The sequence below is a fragment of the Roseateles sp. P5_E1 genome (assembly GCF_054049335.1).
Window position 1 is genome coordinate 66149 of sequence record NZ_JBFUMN010000010.1, and the last position, 18592, is coordinate 84740.

Genomic DNA, 18592 nt, shown 5'->3' on the forward strand with positions numbered 1-18592 from the left:
GATTACCTAAGTAATACCGATCCTTGGGAGAGAGACATGGTTTCAGTGGTCACCGGCAGTGGTAACGGTTTGGTCAACACGTCCAAGGACGTGTTGGGCGGGGCGGGCGGGATGGGACAGGCCGCCACGGGGCGTGCCGGCGAACAGATCACCGTCAATGCAGCCAACGGCAACCTCGTCATCCAGGACCGCGACGAATACCTGGTGGGCGTCGGTCCGGACGTCGACCTGCTCCGTACCTACAACAGCCAGGGCGGCTGGGACGGCGATAACGGGGATGGCTGGCGCGTCGGCTACTACCGGCGCGTGTCGGGGCGCGTGGGCACCGTCAACACCGCCGGCAGCAGCATCAAGCGCACCGATGCGGACGGCCATGAGGCGTCGTACTCCTTCGACACCGCCACCGGCAAGTACCTCACGGCCGAGGGCTCGGGCCAGTTCGACAGCCTGAGCTACGGCGCCGGTGTCTGGACCTGGACCGATGGCGACACCGGCACGGCAGAAACCTACGCCAATGTCGACGGGGAGATCTACCGGCTCTCACAGGTCAGCGACGCCCAAGGCAACCTGGTCAAGGTTGACTACGACGGCGGCGGCCTGATTAGCAGCCTGTCCACCTTCAAGGCTGGCAGCTCAACGGCCGACGAAGTGGTGACGCTGAACTACACCGGCACGCAGCTGTCCAAGATCACCACCAGCTACAAGGATGCGCAGGGCGCGCAACAGACGCGCAGCGTCACCAGCTACGGCTACACCGGTGGACGGCTCAGCCTGGTCACCACCGACCTGACGCCCGAAGACACCACCGACAGCAGCACCTACACGGTCAGCTACGGCTACGACACCAACGGCCGGCTGCAGACCCTCACTCAAAAGGATGGCAACACACAGACCATCGACTACTGGCCCGACAGCCGCGTCAAGTCCATCACGGACGATCAGAACCGCAAGACCGGCTTCGTCTACGACACCACCAACCGCACCACCACGGTGACCGATGCCCTGGGCCAGGTCACCACGCTCAAATACCTCAGCGGCGTCAACAGCGGCCAGCTGGAAGAGATCAGCGGCGCACTGCTCGGCGGTGCAAGCTTCAAGCAAAGCTACACCTATGACAACGGCGACGTGCTGACCAGCACCAACGCCAAGAGCGAAGTCACGACCTACGAGTACGCCGGCGCCGGCAAGCTGGCACGCCGGACCGATGCGGCGGGCAACGTGCTGGAGCGCACCTACACCAGCACGGGCCTGCTCGCCACAGAGACGACCTACACCGTTGCCGACCCGGACGGCGTCGCCGGCCCGCTCAAGGCCAGCGGTGCGCGCACCACCCAGTACATCTACGACACGACGCAAATCGCCAAGCGGCGCCTGGCCTATGTGCTGGGCCTGCAGGGCGAAGTGACACGCTACGTCTACAACGGCTGGGGGCTGCTCGCACGCCAGGTGCAGTACACAGCTGCTGTTTTCAGCGACCCCAATCCCAGCTTCACTTCGCTCGAGAGCTGGGTGAACGGTCCCCAGGCGCAGAGCCTGGATCGCCAGATCGTCGAGTTCGACTACGACCTGCGCGGCCAGGTGAAGGAGCAGCGCCGCTACACGACGATGGCCCTGTCCAACGGCGTTGCCACGCCGGGCGGGGCGATCAAGACATTCACCAGCTACGACGCTTTTGGCCGGCTGCTCTCCAGCAAGGACATCAACAACAACGGCACCACCTATCTGTACGACGGGCTGAACCGCGTGACCAAGAGCGTGGACGCTAACGCCGCGATCACGCTCTATACCTACGCTGATTCGGATCGCAAGACCTCCGTCAAGCTGGACAACGGCCTGACCACGGTACAGATCTTCGACACGATGGGCCGCCTCGTGTCCAGCGACGTGCTCGGCGCCGTCAGCCAGACGGCGCTGGGCGCCACCAAGTACTTCTACGACGCGGCGGGCCAGCTGCGCCGCGTGCAGGACGCCACCAGCGTCTCCAGCCACACCCTGTACGACGTCAGCGGCCGCAAGAGCGCCGACATCGCCGCCAACGGCCAGCTCACCGAATACCTCTACGACGGCGCGGGGCGGCTGACCCAGACGGTGGCCTACGCCACGCTGGTGAGCGAAGCCACGCGGGCCAGCTTGAGCGACGCCCAGGGCCAACCCACCGCCAAGACGGTGGCAGACGTCCGTCCCGCGGGCGATGCAACGAATGACCGCGTCACGACCTTCTACTACGACGCCGCCGGCCGGCTGGCCGGCACGCTGGACGCCGACGGCTACCTGACCGAGAACAAGTACGACGGCACCTCGGCGCTGACGGCCCAGACCCGCTATGCCACCGCCGTGGCCGTCACGCGCCTGGATGCAACCCAGGGCACCACGCGCACCAGTGGTCCGTCCATGTCAGCGCCCACGGCAGACGCCGCGCGGGACCGCACGACACGCAACCTGTACGACGCCACGGGGCGCCTTGCCGCGCGGGTAGACGGCGACGGCGGCCTCACCGTCTGGAAGTACGACGCGGCGGGCAACACGCTCTCGCAGCTGCGTCGCTCCGCCCTTCTGAGCGATGCACAGCGTGCCAATCCTTCGCTGGCCGACTTGCAAGCCCTCGCGCCATTGAGTGACGACGAGTTCACTCAGTGGGTCTATGACACAGCGGGCCGCCAAATCGCCCAAGTCAATGCCGAGGGTTACCTCACGGAGTACAAGTTCGATACCGCAGGCCGGCCCGCGGGAGGCATCAGTTATCTCACCCAGGCCATCAAGCCTGTGATCAGCGGGAGCCCGGCAAGCTTGAAGTTGTTCAAGACCGGCGACCTCACTGATGCCTTGCGGACCTCGTTGAGCAGTCCCAAGTTGCCCCTGTCCACCAGCAAGACGTACAACAACCGGGGTTTGCTGGAGCAGGAGACGGCAGCGGACGGCACCGTCACCTTCTACGACTACGACAGCCTTCAACGCCTCAAATCCACCACGCTGGCCAAGGGCTCGGGCGAGGAGCGCAAGCAGAACATCAGCTACGACGACTGGGGCCGCGTGCAGAGCACGCAGATCGAAGGCGATGCCACAAGCACCACTTCCACCTACGACGCGGCAGGCCGCCGAACCAGCGTGACCGATGCGCGCGGCAACAAGACCTTCTTCTACTACGACGCGCAAGGCCGTCAGGTCTACGCCATCCTGCGCGACCCGATCAAGGGTGGCGAGGTCACGGAGACGATCTACAGCAACTTCAGTGAAGTGCAGGCCACGGTCACGCACAGCCAGCGACTCTCGGTGGCCGACGCCACCGGTCTGGTAGGTGGCAAAGCTGACACAGCGGTTGTGAGCCGTGCGCCTGCAGCTGACATCTCGCTGTCAAGCGCGATTGCCGCGCTGAACAACGCCGGCCTGGACAACCGCAGTGCGGTGACCTTCAACCAGCGCGGCCTCATCCAGCAGGCCATTGATGCGCTGGGCAACAAGGCCGACTACAGCTACAACGCCTTCGGCCAGCTCAGCAAAGAGATCCGCGACATCGATCCTGTGGGCACCGCCAACGCGYGCCGCCTGACGCTGGACTATGGCTATGACCGGCGTGGCAACGCCACTCGAACCGAACGCAGCGGCCCGGGGCTGGCAAGCGCCGTGATCACGGGCGCAACCTTCGACGCCCTCGGCCGGCTCTACAACACCACCGACGAACTCAACCGGATCACTCAGTACACCTATCTGCGCGACAGTGGTGCCGGGCGCAAGATCACGATCGCCGGGCCGGCCGGCACCACATCGACCACGTACGACGCGCTGGATCGAACGGTCACCCGTGTCGATCGCGCCATCAGCACCGTCACCTATACCCACGACGCCGTCAATCGCAAGCTGACGGTAAAGACGGCAGGTATCCAAACCGTCACCGAGTACAACCGCCACGGGCAGGTCTACAAAGTCACCGACGGCGCCGGGGCGACCACCACCTACGCCTACGACGCCCACGGTAACTTGCTTACCGTGACGGATGCGCTGGGCAACGTCACGCAGAACGGCTACGACGCCAACGACAACCTCGTCCAGGTCGTTCAGGGACTGAAGGCCAACGCCGGCGGTGCCCCGATCAATGACGGGGCCGCCAGCACGACGAGCTACAGCTTCGACGCCGCCAACCGCGTGCTGATACAGACGGTGGACCCGCTGGTCAACGGTGTGGGGCTGAACCTGCAGACCCGCTACGAGTACGACGGCCAGGGGCGCAAGCTCAAGATCACCGACCCTCGCGGCACCGTCACAACGCAGGTCTACAACGCCAGGGGTGAACTTGCCGACGTCATCGTCGACGACGTGACCGGCGGGCTCAAGCTCAAGACCAGCTACGGCTACGACGCCCAGAGCCGCGTGCTCACTGTCATCGACGGAGCCGGTACGACCGCCGCCCGCAAGGTGGCCTATGCATACGACATCCTGGGCCGACGCACGTCAGAGACCGTCGACCCCGACGGGCTGAAACTCAAGACCAGCTACGAGTACGACGCGGCCGGGCGCCTGCTGTTGAAGCGTGACTCGCAGAACAATGTCACGGCCCGCTACAGCTACGACAACGCCGATCGCCTGCGCTACGGCGTCGACGCCCTTGGTGCCGCCACGCGATATGACTACGACGGTGAAGGCCGTGTCACGGCCATCCGGGCCTATGCCACAACGCTGGCGGCGGGCTGGGCCAGCAAGACCTACGACGAACTGCGTACTGCTCTGGACATATTGAGCGCCGGCCCGGCCGAGCAGCTCAGCATCAATTCCTACGACGGCGATGGCCGTTTGATCTACAGCGTCGACGCCCTGGGGCAGGTCACGGAACGCAAGTACGACGGCGCCAATCGGGTCGTGTCGGAACGCCGGTACGAGCAGATCATCACCGGGGTCAGTGTGGGCATGTCGGGCTCCGCGATCTATGGAAAGCTGGTCAAGGTCGATGCCAAGGATCACGTCACCCGCTACGCCTACGACAAGGTTGGCAATCAGCGGTTCGTCGTCAATGCAGAAGGCTTCGTGAGCGAGCGGCGCTACGACGCGGCAGGCCGGATCGTGGCGAGCGTGGAGCACGAGCAGCCCTGGACCTGGAGCGTCGGCACCGTGCCAAGCGAGGCTGACCTCGCGGCGATCTATTCGCCGACCAAACGCGAGTTCAACAGGGACATGGACGGGCTAGGGGGCTCCGTCGGCATATGGGAAGCCGGGCGGCTCAAGCTGGTCAGCGAGCCCTTGCCGAACGGCGGCTATGCGCTCATGACCAGCCCAAAGCAGATGCCGGTGGGGTCTGTACTCAAACTCGACTATCAGCCGGTTCACCTCCAGCAGACGACGCACATCATGCTCAAGGATGGGGCTGGTGGTATGAGCCGAGCGGCCCTGATTTTCAAGAACAACGGCCACGTCTATACCCAGTGCCGACAGCTACCCGCCGGAACGTTTGTGGAGGTGGACATCGGGGTCTACGTTCCGGGCAAGACGTACAGCATCGAGATGGAGTCAACCGCCACCGGCGCGCGCGTCTTTGTCTATGAAAAAGGCACGTCGCGCGCCAGTGGCTTGGTGGCAACGATTGTCGAGCCGACGACGGACTGGCAGTCCGTTCGGGTTGAGTTTGCCGTCTTGCGTGCGTCCAACTTGCCGCCAGGCCAGACGGTCAGCTACATCGACAACATGGAGGAGGTGCCACCCCTCAAAGGCCGCGTCACTCAATTTGCCTACGACGCAGCGGGCCGCCAGCGCTTTGCGGTAGACGCCGAAGGCTATGTCACCGAGACGCGCTACGACGACGCCAACGCCCGCACGACGGCACTGCGCTATGCCAGCCGCCTGAGTGGCAGCGGCAGCTACACGCCTGCTGCCTTTGCCCCCGTGCTGAACACGTTGACGGCTGCGCTTCCGGGGCTGGGTGCGGCGACCAGCGTGGTCCGTGAGCTTGATCGCGCCGGGCGCCTGAGTCTCGAGACCGACGGCAATGGCGTGCAGACCCAGTTCACCTACGACGCCGCCGGCCGGCTGGAGACCGAGGTCCTGGCTGGCAACGTGGTGGGGCAAGCCAGCACGACGCGCTACGGCTACAACGGCGCCGGCCAACGCATCTCGATCACGCGCGCCGACGGCACGGCACTGGCCAGCACCACGCGCTACGAGTACGACGCCCAAGGCCGCTTGTGGCACGAGATCGACCCCCGCGGCGTCGCGCTGGCCGAAGGCACCGGCGCCTGGGAGCAGGCCGAGCGCGTGCGGCTGGGCTACGCCGCTGACCTCTCCACCCTGGCCGCCGATGCCAAGGCCGCGGCGCAAACCGCGCTGCGCAAGCTCTACACCACCGACTACGGCTACGACGCCGCCGGCCGCGTCACGACAGTCACCGACGCGCTGGGCGGCGTCACCGCGACGGACTACGACGCCTTCGGCCGCGCCAGCGTCATCACCGATGCGCGCGGCTTCAAGCGCTACCAGGTCTACGACAAGACCGGGCGCCTGCTGCAATCCGTCGATGCACAGCGCTACCTCACTGCCTATGGCTACGACGCCTTCGGCAACCTCACCAGCAGCCTGCGCGTGGACGCCAAAGTGCAAGGCACGCTCTCGGGCGGCCAAGCCGTCGTTCTGGCCACCGCGGCGCAGGCCAATGGTGCCTACGTGCTCACCAACGCCACGGCAGACGCCCTCACGAGCCGCACCTACGACCGCAACGGCCGCCTGCTCCAGGAGACCGACGCCGAGAACTACGTCGAGGGTACCGATGCGCTGGACGCCTTCGGCCAGCGCCTGAGCGTCAAGAACAAGCTCGGCGCCACCGTCGCCTACACCTACGACCGCCTCGGGCGCCTGCTCACCGAAACCCTGCCCGTGCAGGCCAAGGACGGCACCGGCGCGCTCAAGGACGTCGTCAACGAATACCAGTACGACAGCCGCGGCAACCGCATCACCAGCATCGAAGCCAAGGGCCTGCCCGAACAGCGCACCACGCGGATGGCCTACGACGCCAACGACCGCCTGGTCCGGCGCATCGGCATGGGCTACACGGCCACCGCCGCCGACGGCAGCACCAGCACCGTCACGCCGGCCGACGCGATGCGCTACGACGCCCGCGGCAACCTCATCGAGCAGGTCAGCCACGGCCAGCTCCAGGCCGACGGCACCACCGTCAATGGCGGCAGGCGCTCCGTGGCCTGGTACGACGCGCTCGACCAAAAGACGCTGGAGATCAGCGCCGACCGCGTCGCCTCGCGCGCCAGCTACGACGCCGCGGGCAACCAGGTCGTGCAGACCGTCTACGCCACGCGCATCGCCGACGGCGTGACCCTCGACCCGGTGGGCAGCGCGCCCGCAGTCACCGCCGACACCGCCAACGACCGCACGCTGCGCACCCTGTACGACGCGCTCAACCGCAAGACGCAGACCTCGCTCGACAACCTCTACGCCTGGAGCAGCGGTGACGGCACGGCCGCCTTCGTCATCAGCGGCCTGACGCCGAAGAACACGGTGCTGCAGAGCTTCTTCTACGACGCGGTGGGCAACCTCACCGAGCGCAAGGATGGCCGCGGCAATTCCAGCTTCGAGTACTTCGACGGCAACGGCCGGCGGACCCTGTCCATCGACGCCGGCGGCGCGGCCATCGCGTGGGAGTACGGCCACGCAGGCAACGTCGCCACCAAACAAACCCGCTACGCCGCGATGCTGCCGGGCGGCTACGCCCGCCAGGCCGACAAGCTGGCCAGCGCCGGCGCTACCAACGACCCGGCGCAGCTCATCCCCGTCATCGCCGGGCAGAACGTACCTGTGGGTGAGCAAAACCGCATCACCGAGGTCAGCCTGGACCGGCTGGGCCGCGTCACCGAGCAGCGCCTCTTGAACGTGGCGCAGGACACCGTCGACGCCAGCGGCACCCGCACGCAGAACACGACGACCGCCATCACCCGCTACCAGTACAACGGCCTGGGCGCCGTCACGCAGACCCAGGCGCTGGCCACGGAGGTCGGCACGACCCTGACCTGGGAGCAGACCGACATCAGCTACGACGGCCTGAACCGCGAGACACACCGCGAGGCGCCGGGGTATGTGGACTACCTGAACGCCAACGTCCGCCCGACCACCGACACCGAGTACGACGGCCTGGGGCAGGTCAAGCGCCGCATCCAGCGCGGCAAGGACACCAACGTCGAGACGGACGACCGCATCACGCTCAGCGGCTACGACGCCAACGGCCTGCTCGTGCAGACGACGGACGCCGCCGGCGCCATCACGACCTATGCCTACGACGCCAACGGCAACCTCGCCCGGCGCGTGAACAAGGACGTGCGCCGCTCGGACAGTACCGCCAGCGCCCCCAAGCTGCGCGACATCATCACCAGCTACGAGTTCGACGCGGCCGGGCGCATCGTCGTGGAAAAGCACTGGGAGAGCGACAAGGTCGCCGCGGCCGAGACCCGCAAGACCCGCTACAACGCCTTCGGCGAGTTCAGCGCCAAGGGCATCGGCGACGGCTGGGAGGAGTTCGCCGAATACTCCACGCTGGGCAAGGTCGTGAAGACGAATTCGGGCGACGGGGCGATCAAGTTCTACGTCTATGACGCCAACGGCAACATGACCCGCGAGATTCGCGGCAATGGCGATGCGACCTACAAGGTGGCCGGGCTGGACGTGGCCATCGACCTGCGCAGCCTCACCCTGCAGCAGGTCACCTCCGGCAAGCGCAACGCCGCCGACACCGCCTTCTTGCCACTGTACTCGCGCGTCTCGATCTACAACTCCAGGAACCTCATCACCCAGACCATTGATCCGCAGATCGATGTGCTCAAGAACGCGGTGACGATGGGTAGCCTTTACAACGAGCAGTGGGTGCCGGCTTGGGAGCCAGCGTCTACCAAGGTCCAGCATGCGTCCATCTATCCCAGAGCAGATTCGTTCACTGCAACCAGCGGGGCGGTTCCGAAATTCAATATTTCGCATTTCAGCGCTCCGCTTCAACTATGGGATTCATTTAGCTTTGCTGTTGGATCGCAAAATTTAGGTGAGTACGGGTGGTTTAGTTGGATCTCGGGAAATACCGCCTCAACATATGATCTGAGCCAGTACAAAGGGAAGGGAATTCAGTCCTTCAGATATTCTATTAATAGAAGCGCTCCAGGCGGCAGCTATCCTTCCTCGAAGATATATGCATTCGGCCGTGGAACGTTTTCAATAGACATAGATGGCAACATCACTTGGCAATACGACCCCCCGCTCGACACAGATCGTCAGCCGGGCGCAATATTCTTGGCGCCAGACCCTTTGCTTTCCGGGCAGCCAAGCAGCCACTGGCGATATCTTCCTTACAGCCTGATTGACGACGCGACAGGTGCAGTCCTAGAAAGTTCAACAGCCATCACGTTCCCTGATGCGGCGACTGAATTCACTCTTTGGAATTACCGCCCGCAGGGTGGGGCGCCCTCCCCAAGGCTGTTGACGCTTAAATACACCATGCCGAGTGGCTCGGGCGCGGTGAGCATCAAGTTCCATAATGACGGAACCATCGTCACATCAGATTCAGCCGACCCTACGGCACTGCCGGTTGACTTCAACATCAAGGGCCGTCAGGTTTCACGAGCGCAAGTTTTGATAAATGGGCGGTGGTTCACGGCGAATGGCACCTATCACCCGCCTTCAAGTTCCGAGAGTGGGTATACATCGTTCGCGATCGATGCGCGCAATGCAGGTATTTCGAATGGTCAGACCTACGATTACGTGCTGCGTGCCTTGACTCCTTCGGGAAGCCTCCTCACCGACGAAGTCGGCAACCCCATCGTTCAGTCGGGCCGTATCGTCTTCACGTCCGATGGACGTTCGCAAGTGCAGCAGTTGGTCGCCGTTCTGGCCAACGAGCCGAAAGTCACCATCAAACGCTTCCAATCCTTCAACGCCTTCGGCGACGTGGTGGAAGAGCGCGACGAACGCGTGGCCGAGCGGATGCTTGCGGCCATCAACGACGACCGCAAGAGCAAGGGCCAAGCGGCCCTCACGGCCGGTCAGCTCACGGCCGACCAACTCGCCAGCGCCAAGACCACGCTGCAATACAACACCCTGGGTCAGCTCATCGCCAAGCTCGACCCCGAGACCTTCGTCACCGCAGAAAACGGCTACCGCTACCGGGCCCGCCCCGAGACCCGGTTCGGCTACGACCTGCTGGGCCGGCACACCACCATGCTGGATGCCAATGGCAACTTGAGCCGCGTGCAATACCTGGCCGGCAGCCGCGGCGACGATGCCCAGGTCATCAGCGAGTTCGATGCAGCCGGCGGCAACGCCGATACCTACAACGCCACCGGTGGCGGCATCCGCACGAGCCAGTACGACATCTTCGGCGACGCCCGCAAGGTCACCGACGCCGAGGGCGCCGTCACCGAACGCAGCTACGACAAGCGCAGCCTGCTCACCACCGTCACCCGCAAGGGCGTGCAGCGCCTGGCCAACGCCACCAGCGACACCCTCGCCACCGGCCGCGACCTCAGTGACAACTACGCCTACGACGAACTCGGCCAGCGCCTGACAGCCACCAACGCGCTCAGCATCACCACCCGCACCGACTACGACGCCCTGCAGCGCGTCGTGCAGACCGTCTCCGGCAACGGCTTCGTCACGGGCTACACCTACGAGCTGCGCCAGGCCGGCGCCAGCGGCATCGCCAGCCTGGCCGGTGCCGGCGGTGCGGCCACCACCACCGGCGGCTACGTGCGCACCACGCTGCAGGCCGACGGGCGCAGCCTCATCGACAAGGTCGACTACTTCGGCCACACCACCTGGCACCAGGACCTCAGCGGCGCGCAGTTCACCTACACCTTCAACAGCGCCGCCCAGCTCGTCAAGCAGACCAGCACCGTGCACACGGGCCAGAGCAACAGCCAGAGCGTCGACTACACCTACTACGCCAACGGCTACATCCGCTCCTTCACCGACAACACGCAAGGCATCACCAGCGAGTACGCCTACGACAACGCCGGGAACCGGGTCGCTGAAGGCACTTTCAGCCTCGTCAACGGCAGCAAGACGACCGCCTACCAGAACGCCACCATCACCTACGACGAGCTCAACCGCATCTCGCGGGTGCGCGACGCCAACTTCTTCGACGTGGCCTACGAGTTCGACGCCGTCGGCAACCGCCGGCGCATCACCGCCACCTACTGGGACGGCCTGGCCGGGCTACTGGGCGGCGGCACGCAGGACTACTGGTACGCCTACGACAAGCTCAACCGCTTCGTCGTCAGCAAGGGGCGGCTGGAGACCAGCGCCGGGGTGGCCACCACCGCGCGCGGCACCAGCCTGGGTGATACCGGCGTCGTCATCAAGCGGGGCACCGAGGGCACCCTCATCGGCTACGACAAGAACAGCCAGCGCGCCCTGGCCGTCTACACCGCCTACACGGGCTACACCGGGTACCTGCACCAAGGCGACCCCCACGACGTCAGCGAGGTCTACGCCTACAGCCAGGACGGCTACCTGCAGGCCACCTCACAAAACGGCAGTCTCATCGCCACCCGCCAGCTCGACGACGTTGGCCGCACCACGCTGCTCAGCGACCTCGTCAACCACACCAACACCGCCAGCACCTACGACGCCGACAACCGGCTACGCACCCAGAGCTTCGTGGGCGACACCCGCAACCTCAGCGACACGAGCAAGAACTACACCGTCTACTACACCTACTACAAGAAGACCAGCACCCCCACCAGCGCCGCCGACGACCTCAGCCCCTGGGACCAGCCCGGCGCCGGCCAGCTCGGCCTCGTCACCCAGACCCCTCAAGCCCAGCCTGGGCAGACCACCCCGTCGGCCACCACCGCCACCACCTACACCTACACCTACTGGGACACCGCCCAGCAGAAAACCATCACCAAGTCCCTGGGCAACCAGCAAACCCAGAGCACCCTGGGCTACGACGCCAACGGTCACCTCAAGAGCAACGCCGACAGCACCGGCACCAAGAGCTACGTCAGCAACGCCAACGGCCAGGTGCTGCAGCGCACCAGCGGCTCGCTGGCGCACTACTTCTACTACGCCGACGGCCACCGCATCGGCGACGTGGGCAACAGCCTGGAGGACCGGCTGCGCATCAGCTACGCCGAGCAGCTTGTGCGCAACCACCGCCAGGAAACCGCCGACCAGCGCCGCGGGCGCTACATGACCCCCGGGCCCATGCCCTACGCCGGAGCGGGGGCGGACTTCGACCAGAACTACGAGCCGATCAACGACAGCTACCCGGCCAATGCCGCCAGCAGCTATACCGTGCGCCAAAGCGGCGAAACGCTGCGCTCGGTGGCGCAAGCGCTGTGGGGCGACTCCAGCCTGTGGTATCTCATCGCCGAGGCCAACGGCATGCTGGGCGACAACGCCTTGTTCGCGGGCCAGGTGCTGCTCGTCCCCAACAAGGTCACCAACATCCACCACAACGCCAGCACCTGGCGGCCCTACAACGCTGGTGAGGCCATCGGGGCGGTGGACCCGAACTGGACGGCGGCCAACATCGCGGGGATCACGAGCTTCTACAACAACTTCGGGGCCATGATCCAGGGCTACATCAATACGGCCATGCGCAACACCTCCGCGGGGAACTACAACTACCAGCCGGACTACAACGCCGTCGCCTTGCAGAACGAGCTGTGGCAAAGGGATAGTCAGCAGCGCAAGGACGACAGATTGAAGGAGGAGGGGCGTCAGGCCATCGCAGATGGCAACCTCGCTAAGCAGCGCCAGATCCTGGACCAGTTGAGCAGGAGCCCGAACCTGGGTAACGACGTGCAGGCCGCTATCGGGGCGATCACTGCAGCCAATAACCGCAGCTTGCTCAATCAGGCGGAGATCGCCGCGGATCCGAGCCGCTACACCTCGATGATCGGCTCGGTACAGGTCAATGGGTGGAGCTACCGCGGCGTGGCGCAGGGCGCGCTTGGCAATGCAATCGGGAGCAGCCTCGCTAGCTTCGGCGGCGTGGATTGGAGCAAGGTACCAGACCAATCCGGCGCGGAAACAGCCGGGCTGAATCGCTATGAAACTGCGACGGCCAGCAGTGATACGTCTCGCGTGATTGGCGGATACGACTTCGGTGCATCGCAGAGGTACTTCGACAGCGTGCTGAGTGATCCCGGTATTGAGCTGGCTGACGCCCGCAAGGACGCCACCCAACTGCAGGTGCTGCAACTCGAGCGAAACATTCGGGAGTTGAAAGCGTTGCAGTCGAGCACGAGTTCAGCCGTGAAAGCTGCAGCGGCTGCCGGCGGCAGCACTGGCACCGGCGGCGACCGTCTGACGCTAGACCGCCCTGAAGTATTGAAGTATCTGGCGGATGACGGCCCGGGCGTGGTGCGCCTGCCTCAAGCGGTCTTCGATATCGCATCGGGAGTCGGCGACCTGGCGACTGCAGGGCTGTTCGGCCTAGCCGACATGACCGTCCTGCCGTTGGCGGACACGGTTCAAGCTGGCCTGAAATTCCTGCATGGCTCGGTCACTGGCGACTTCCAACCGCTGACCTCGTTGAGCAGCTTAAGCGCACCTAACGCAGGCACGTGGGACGGCTTGAAGTCCACCGGGGCGAACGTCTTCAATGTCTCGCCGCTGGGCATGGTCTATCACTCATACACCGGGGCCAGAGACACAACCACGGCGCTCATGAACGGCGACCTGCGCCAGGCCACGAGCAGTGGATTGGGACTTGGGCTGAACTTTGCTGCTGCGCGTGGCGTCGGGATTGGTGACTACGGCTTCACCATCACAGACGTGCGTGGTGCTGGGATGGGGCGCCTCAGCCAAGCAGGTGCTGTTGGTATCAAGTTCGGCAGATTCCCTTCTAAACCCCACGAGATGACCTCGATTCTGGGAGTGCCGCCGAAGAAGATTAGTCTCACACCCGATGGGACCACTCGAATTGTCTGGGAGCCAAACTCGCAGACGAGAATTCGATTCGAAAGTCATCCCGAAGGCCTCCAGCCAGGAGACCCGGCTTTCCATCCGCGCCATCACGGCGAGCACTACCATGTCGAGATTAAGCCGCCTGGCCTGTCTTGGAATCAAGCGAAGACCCAAGGCTTGGTCGTAAAGGCGCTACCAGATGGCTACACGCTCGGTTCAGGTACCGGCTTCTTGGCAGAAGAAACATTTCCCGGATATCACCCATGAAAACAGACCCCATCAATTTCGCGACGCTTCGTCTGGATGACGCGAGCATTGAGGACGTGCGTTTGGACGTCAGCTCTGTGGAAGTGCGATACGTGGACTGGCAGGACTGTCGACACAGGCTCATCTTCCATGGTTCGATCAGTTGCTTCGCGTTGAGCCCTCACCACAGGGCGCTAAGCCACGGCACAGTAGAAATGGATGGCGCGTATCTTGAAGAATGTTGCGAGGCGGCAGACGAGGATGGCGCAGCCACCTTTGCAGTGTTCAACTTTATTGATGCTTGGGCCGATAGACCGGTGCTTCGAATCGTTGCCGAGAACGTAACCGAGGCGGCCGCTGGAGGCTCGGACCCAAAGGGGGCGAGTCTCTAGTCCTGTAATGCCGTTGGCGAAAGCCTGGCGCAGCCCTGCTACAAAAGTTAGACCTGCAGAACGCCACCCGTACCAAGGCAATGGAGAAAATCCGCAGATCCCAGGGCTCAGCCGAGCGCTGTGACGTCAGGGCAGGGCGTTGTCCACCCAAGCGTCCAGTTGCGCAGCCGTCATCGCACCGCTCTGCCGCGCAACCTCGCGGCCGCCAACGAACAACACGGTCGTCGGGATGCTGCGGATCTGCAGGCTGGCGCTGCTGCGTTGTGCCGCGTCGCTGTCCACCTTGACGAAGCGGATGTCCGGCCGGTTGGCGGCGAGTTGCTCGAAGTGCGGCGCATAGGAGCGGCAGGGTCCGCACCAAGCCGCCCAGAAGTCCACCAGCACCGGAGCCTCCGTGCCCTGGAGGTAGGGGCCGAGGTCCGCATCGCCCAGGGCCACGGGCTTGCGCGGCGCAACGGGCCCGCCGCAATGCCCGCAGGTGGGATCGTCGGCGAGGCGTTCGTCGGGTACGCGGTTGCGGGTTCCGCACTGGGGGCAGACGAGCAGCATGGGGTGAATTTAGTCCACGGGACTTGGTGTGGCGGTGTGCGCGTTGCCGCATGCCCGCGTAGGCCTCGCCTGACAGCGGAGCCTCAAGGGCACTTGACGTTCACTTGACGCTTATTTGACGATCAGCACCGGCGTTTCGATATGCGACAACACCTTCTGCGTCTCGCTGCCCAGCAGCAGGGCCGCGAAGCCCTTGCGGCCGTGCGAGGCCATGACGATGAGGTCCACGTTCTCGGCCTTGGCGTGGTCGACGATGGCCTCCCAGGCGTGCAGGGCCTCGGTGGTGTGCCCGCGGCAGGACAGGCCCTGTGCCGCTGCCGCCGCGCTGACGGCCTCGACGCGCTGGGTGGCGACACGCAGTTGCGCGTCGATGAACTCCTGCGGCGGCACGGGCTGGATCTCGGAGACGGCGCTGTAGGGGAAGGGCTCCATGACGCTGAGCGTCAACAGCTGGGCGCCGTGAATCTTGGCGAGCTGGATGGCGGTGTCCACCGCGTGGGCGGTGATGTCGGAGCCGTCAGTGGGGACGAGGATGCGCTTGAACATTCGGTCCTCCAGTCGTTGCGAAGAACCACAGTGTGGCCGATCAGGCGCCGAAATGCTTGTCGGAGATCAACGCTTTGCTCATCCCCTTGCCTAACCTTTAGCGATAGGGCGAGCCGGGTCGGACGACCATTCGCTCCAGGAACCGGGGTAGAGCAGGCTGTCGCCCAAGCCGGCGTGGGCCATGGCCAACAGGTTGTGACAGGCGGTGACGCCCGAACCGCATTGCTGCACGACGGTGGCGGCACCATGCGGCGCCAGCAAGGCCTGGAACTCGGCACGCAGTTGGGCCGCAGGCTTGAAGCGGCCGTCGGCGCCGAGGTTGTCCTTGAAAAAGCGGTTGCTGGCGCCGGGAATGTGGCCGGCGGCCTTGTCCAGCGGCTCGACCTCGCCACGGAAGCGCTCGGCGGCGCGGGCGTCGATGAGGCGGACGTTGCCGAGCTTCTTGAGCAGCGTCGCTGCGTCGATCTGGCCGACCAGCGGCTGGCCGGGTTGCCAGTCGGTCGGCGTGGCAGTTGGGACATCCGCCGTCATTTCGCCGTCCCAGGCGCCGTCCAGCACGGCCACCTCGGCGTGGCCCAGCCAGCGCAGCATCCACCAGATGTGGGCGGCGTAGGGGCCGCCCTGGCGGTCATAGGCGACAACCTGGCGGCCGGCGCTCAGGCCCAGGCGGCGCATCAGCGCGGCGAAATCCTCGCGCTCTGGCAGCGGGTGGCGGCCACGGAAGGACCCGTCGGGGCCGGTCTTGTCGCCGCAGAGGTTGCGGTCCAGGTGCAGGTAGAAGGCGCCGGGGATGTGGCCGGCCGCGTAGGCGCGCTCGCCGGCGTCGGTATCGGCGAGGTCGAAGCTGCTTTCGAGGATCAGCGGCGGCTCGGGGGACTGAAGCAGCGCGCGCAGCTCGGCGGGGGTGATCAGCGTGGTGTGGCTCATGACTCAGCAGGGTTGAACTGGCTGTCTTTTGGCGGCGGGGCGACCTTGGAGCGCAGCAGCGTCGCCGCAAGGCCGGCGCCGATGATGAGCAGCATGCCGAAGGTGGCGTGCCAGGTCAGTGGGTCCTTGAACAGCAGCATGCCGTAGATGAAAGAGAACACGATGCCCAGGTATTGCAGGCAGGCGTTCACCAGCGGGCGGCCGATGGAGTAGGCGCGCGTCAGGCAGACCTGGGCGGTGGTGGCCAGCACGCCGACGGCGAGGAGCAGGAAGGCGCCCCACAGCGTGTGGCTCTGCAGGCCGCCCTGGGTGACGGCCGTGATGACGGCGCCGGCCACGCAGCCGCCGACCGAGAAGTAGAAGACGATGCGCAACTCGGGCTCGCCGACGCGGCCCAGGGCCGTGACCTGCAGATAGGCCATCGCGGCGATCATGCCCGACAGCAGGCCGGCCAGGCCGTACCAGAGCTGCTGCTGATCCAGCGTCGGGCGCAGGATCAACGCGACGCCGACGAAGCCCAGCAGCACGGAGGCCATCAGCCGCCAGTCCAGGCGCTGGGCGCCCATCAGCACGGCGCCGCCGAGCAGGAAGAGGGCCATCCAGACCGAGGACATGTAGTTCAGCGTCATGGCCGTGGCCAGCGGCAGGTGGCTGATGGCGTAGAACCACAGGCACAGCGAGGTGACGCCGGAGATGCTGCGCCACAGATGCATGCCGGGCAGGCGGGTCTTGAGGCTCAAGCCCTGGCGGTGCGACAGCAGGGCCATCATCACGGAGCCGACCAGGCCGCGGTACATGACGATCTCGCTGGCCGCATAGAACTCGCTGGCCAGCTTGACGCAGACGCCCATGGTGGCGAACAGCAGCGTCGCCGCGACCATGAGCACCGAGGCGGGCATCAGAGAGGCGCGCCGATCTCGTTCCGGAACCATTCATGGAAGTGCTGCATGCCGTCTTCCATCGGGCTTTGATAGGGGCCGGTCTCGTTGTCGCCGCGCATCATCAGCGCCTTGCGGCCGGCATCCATGCGCTCGGCAATCTCGTCGTCCTCCACGCAGGTTTCCATGTAGGCGGCCTGGTGGGCCTCGACGAAATCGCGCTCGAAAGCGGCGATCTCCTCGGGGTAGTAGAACTCGACGAGGTTGACGGTCTTCTGCGGCGACACCGGGTGCAGCGTCGACACGACCAGCACATGCGGGTACCACTCCACCATGATGTGCGGGTAGTAGGTCAGCCAGATCGCGCCGGCCTCGGGCGGGCGGCCCTCGCGGAACTTCAGCAGTTGGTCGTGCCAGCGCTGGTACACGGGCGAGCCGGGGCGCTCCAGGTCCTTGTGCACGCCGACGGTCTGCACCGAGTGATGCTTGCCGAACTCCCAGGCCAGGTCGTCGCAGCTGACGAAGCCGCCCAGGCCCGGGTGGAAGGGGCCGACGTGGTAGTCCTCAAGGTAGACCTCGATGAAGGTCTTCCAGTTGTAGTTGCACTCGTGAACCTGGACCTTGTCGAGCACGTAGCCGCTGAAGTCCAGTTGCGCCCGCGGGCCCAGCTTGCTCAGCTCGGCGGCGACGTCATGGCCGTTGTCCTCGAACAGCAGGCCGTTCCATTCCCGCAGCGGGTAGCGGTTCAGGTTCAGGCAGGGGTCTTCGGCAAAGTGCGGCGCACCGATCAACTCGCCCTGATGTGAATATGTCCAGCGGTGCAGCGGGCAGACGATGTTGGCCTGGGTGTTGCCGCGACCCTTGAGCATCAGCGCCTGGCGGTGGCGGCAGACGTTGGAGATCAGCTCTATCCCCTGGCTTGAGCGCACCAATGCCCGGCCCTCGCCCTCCTGCGGCAGGGCGTAGTGGTCACCGATTTCGGGGACGGCCAGTGCATGGCCGACGTAGCGGGGCCCTCGCTGGAAGATGCTGGCCTGCTCGCGCTGGAACAGATCGGGGTCGAAATAGGCGCTCACCGGGAGCTGGGTCTGGCTGCGTTTGAGCGCCGAGACGGGAAGACTCAGGTCGGACATGATCCAGGCGGGTCTTTCAGGCGGGTAGAGGTGCTGC

General features: G+C 65.1%; 7 protein-coding genes. 2 read left to right on the plus strand and 5 right to left on the minus strand.

Translation table 11 applies throughout. The annotated features are described in order from the left end of the window. Positions 1-36: 36 nt before the first annotated feature. The gene (locus ACXJKJ_RS11825; RefSeq protein ID WP_457390233.1) at positions 37-14151 is read left to right on the plus strand and encodes a hypothetical protein; all 14115 of its coding nucleotides are present in this window, start codon (positions 37-39) and stop codon (positions 14149-14151) included. Then, positions 14148-14522, plus strand: coding sequence for a hypothetical protein (locus ACXJKJ_RS11830; RefSeq protein ID WP_457390234.1), 375 nt, complete (start codon positions 14148-14150; stop codon positions 14520-14522). Before ACXJKJ_RS11825 ends, ACXJKJ_RS11830 begins: the two co-directional genes overlap by 4 nt. 126 nt (positions 14523-14648) lie before the next feature. Here ACXJKJ_RS11830 and trxC read toward each other — a convergent pair whose 3' ends face one another. The 5 genes from trxC to ACXJKJ_RS11855 all read right to left on the minus strand — a co-directional run bounded on the left by trxC (position 14649) and on the right by ACXJKJ_RS11855 (position 18555). Further along, positions 14649-15071, minus strand: a complete 423-nt coding sequence (gene trxC / locus ACXJKJ_RS11835; protein ID WP_457390235.1) for a thioredoxin TrxC — start codon at positions 15069-15071, stop codon at positions 14649-14651. 111 nt (positions 15072-15182) lie between these two features. Further along, a complete protein-coding gene (locus ACXJKJ_RS11840) occupies positions 15183-15617 on the minus strand; it encodes a universal stress protein (protein WP_457390236.1) in 435 nt (144 codons plus the stop codon). Positions 15618-15707: 90 nt separating this feature from the next. Further along, positions 15708-16544 carry a sulfurtransferase gene (locus ACXJKJ_RS11845; RefSeq protein WP_457390237.1) on the minus strand — a complete coding sequence of 279 codons (837 nt, stop codon included), beginning with the start codon at positions 16542-16544 and terminating at the stop codon, positions 15708-15710. Continuing rightward, the gene (locus tag ACXJKJ_RS11850; protein ID WP_235532005.1) at positions 16541-17443 is read right to left on the minus strand and encodes a DMT family transporter; all 903 of its coding nucleotides are present in this window, start codon (positions 17441-17443) and stop codon (positions 16541-16543) included. The genes ACXJKJ_RS11845 and ACXJKJ_RS11850 overlap by 4 nt, the downstream gene beginning before the upstream one ends. Continuing rightward, positions 17443-18555, minus strand: coding sequence for an aromatic ring-hydroxylating oxygenase subunit alpha (locus tag ACXJKJ_RS11855; protein ID WP_056198561.1), 1113 nt, complete (start codon positions 18553-18555; stop codon positions 17443-17445). The genes ACXJKJ_RS11850 and ACXJKJ_RS11855 overlap by 1 nt, the downstream gene beginning before the upstream one ends. Positions 18556-18592 lie beyond the last annotated feature (37 nt).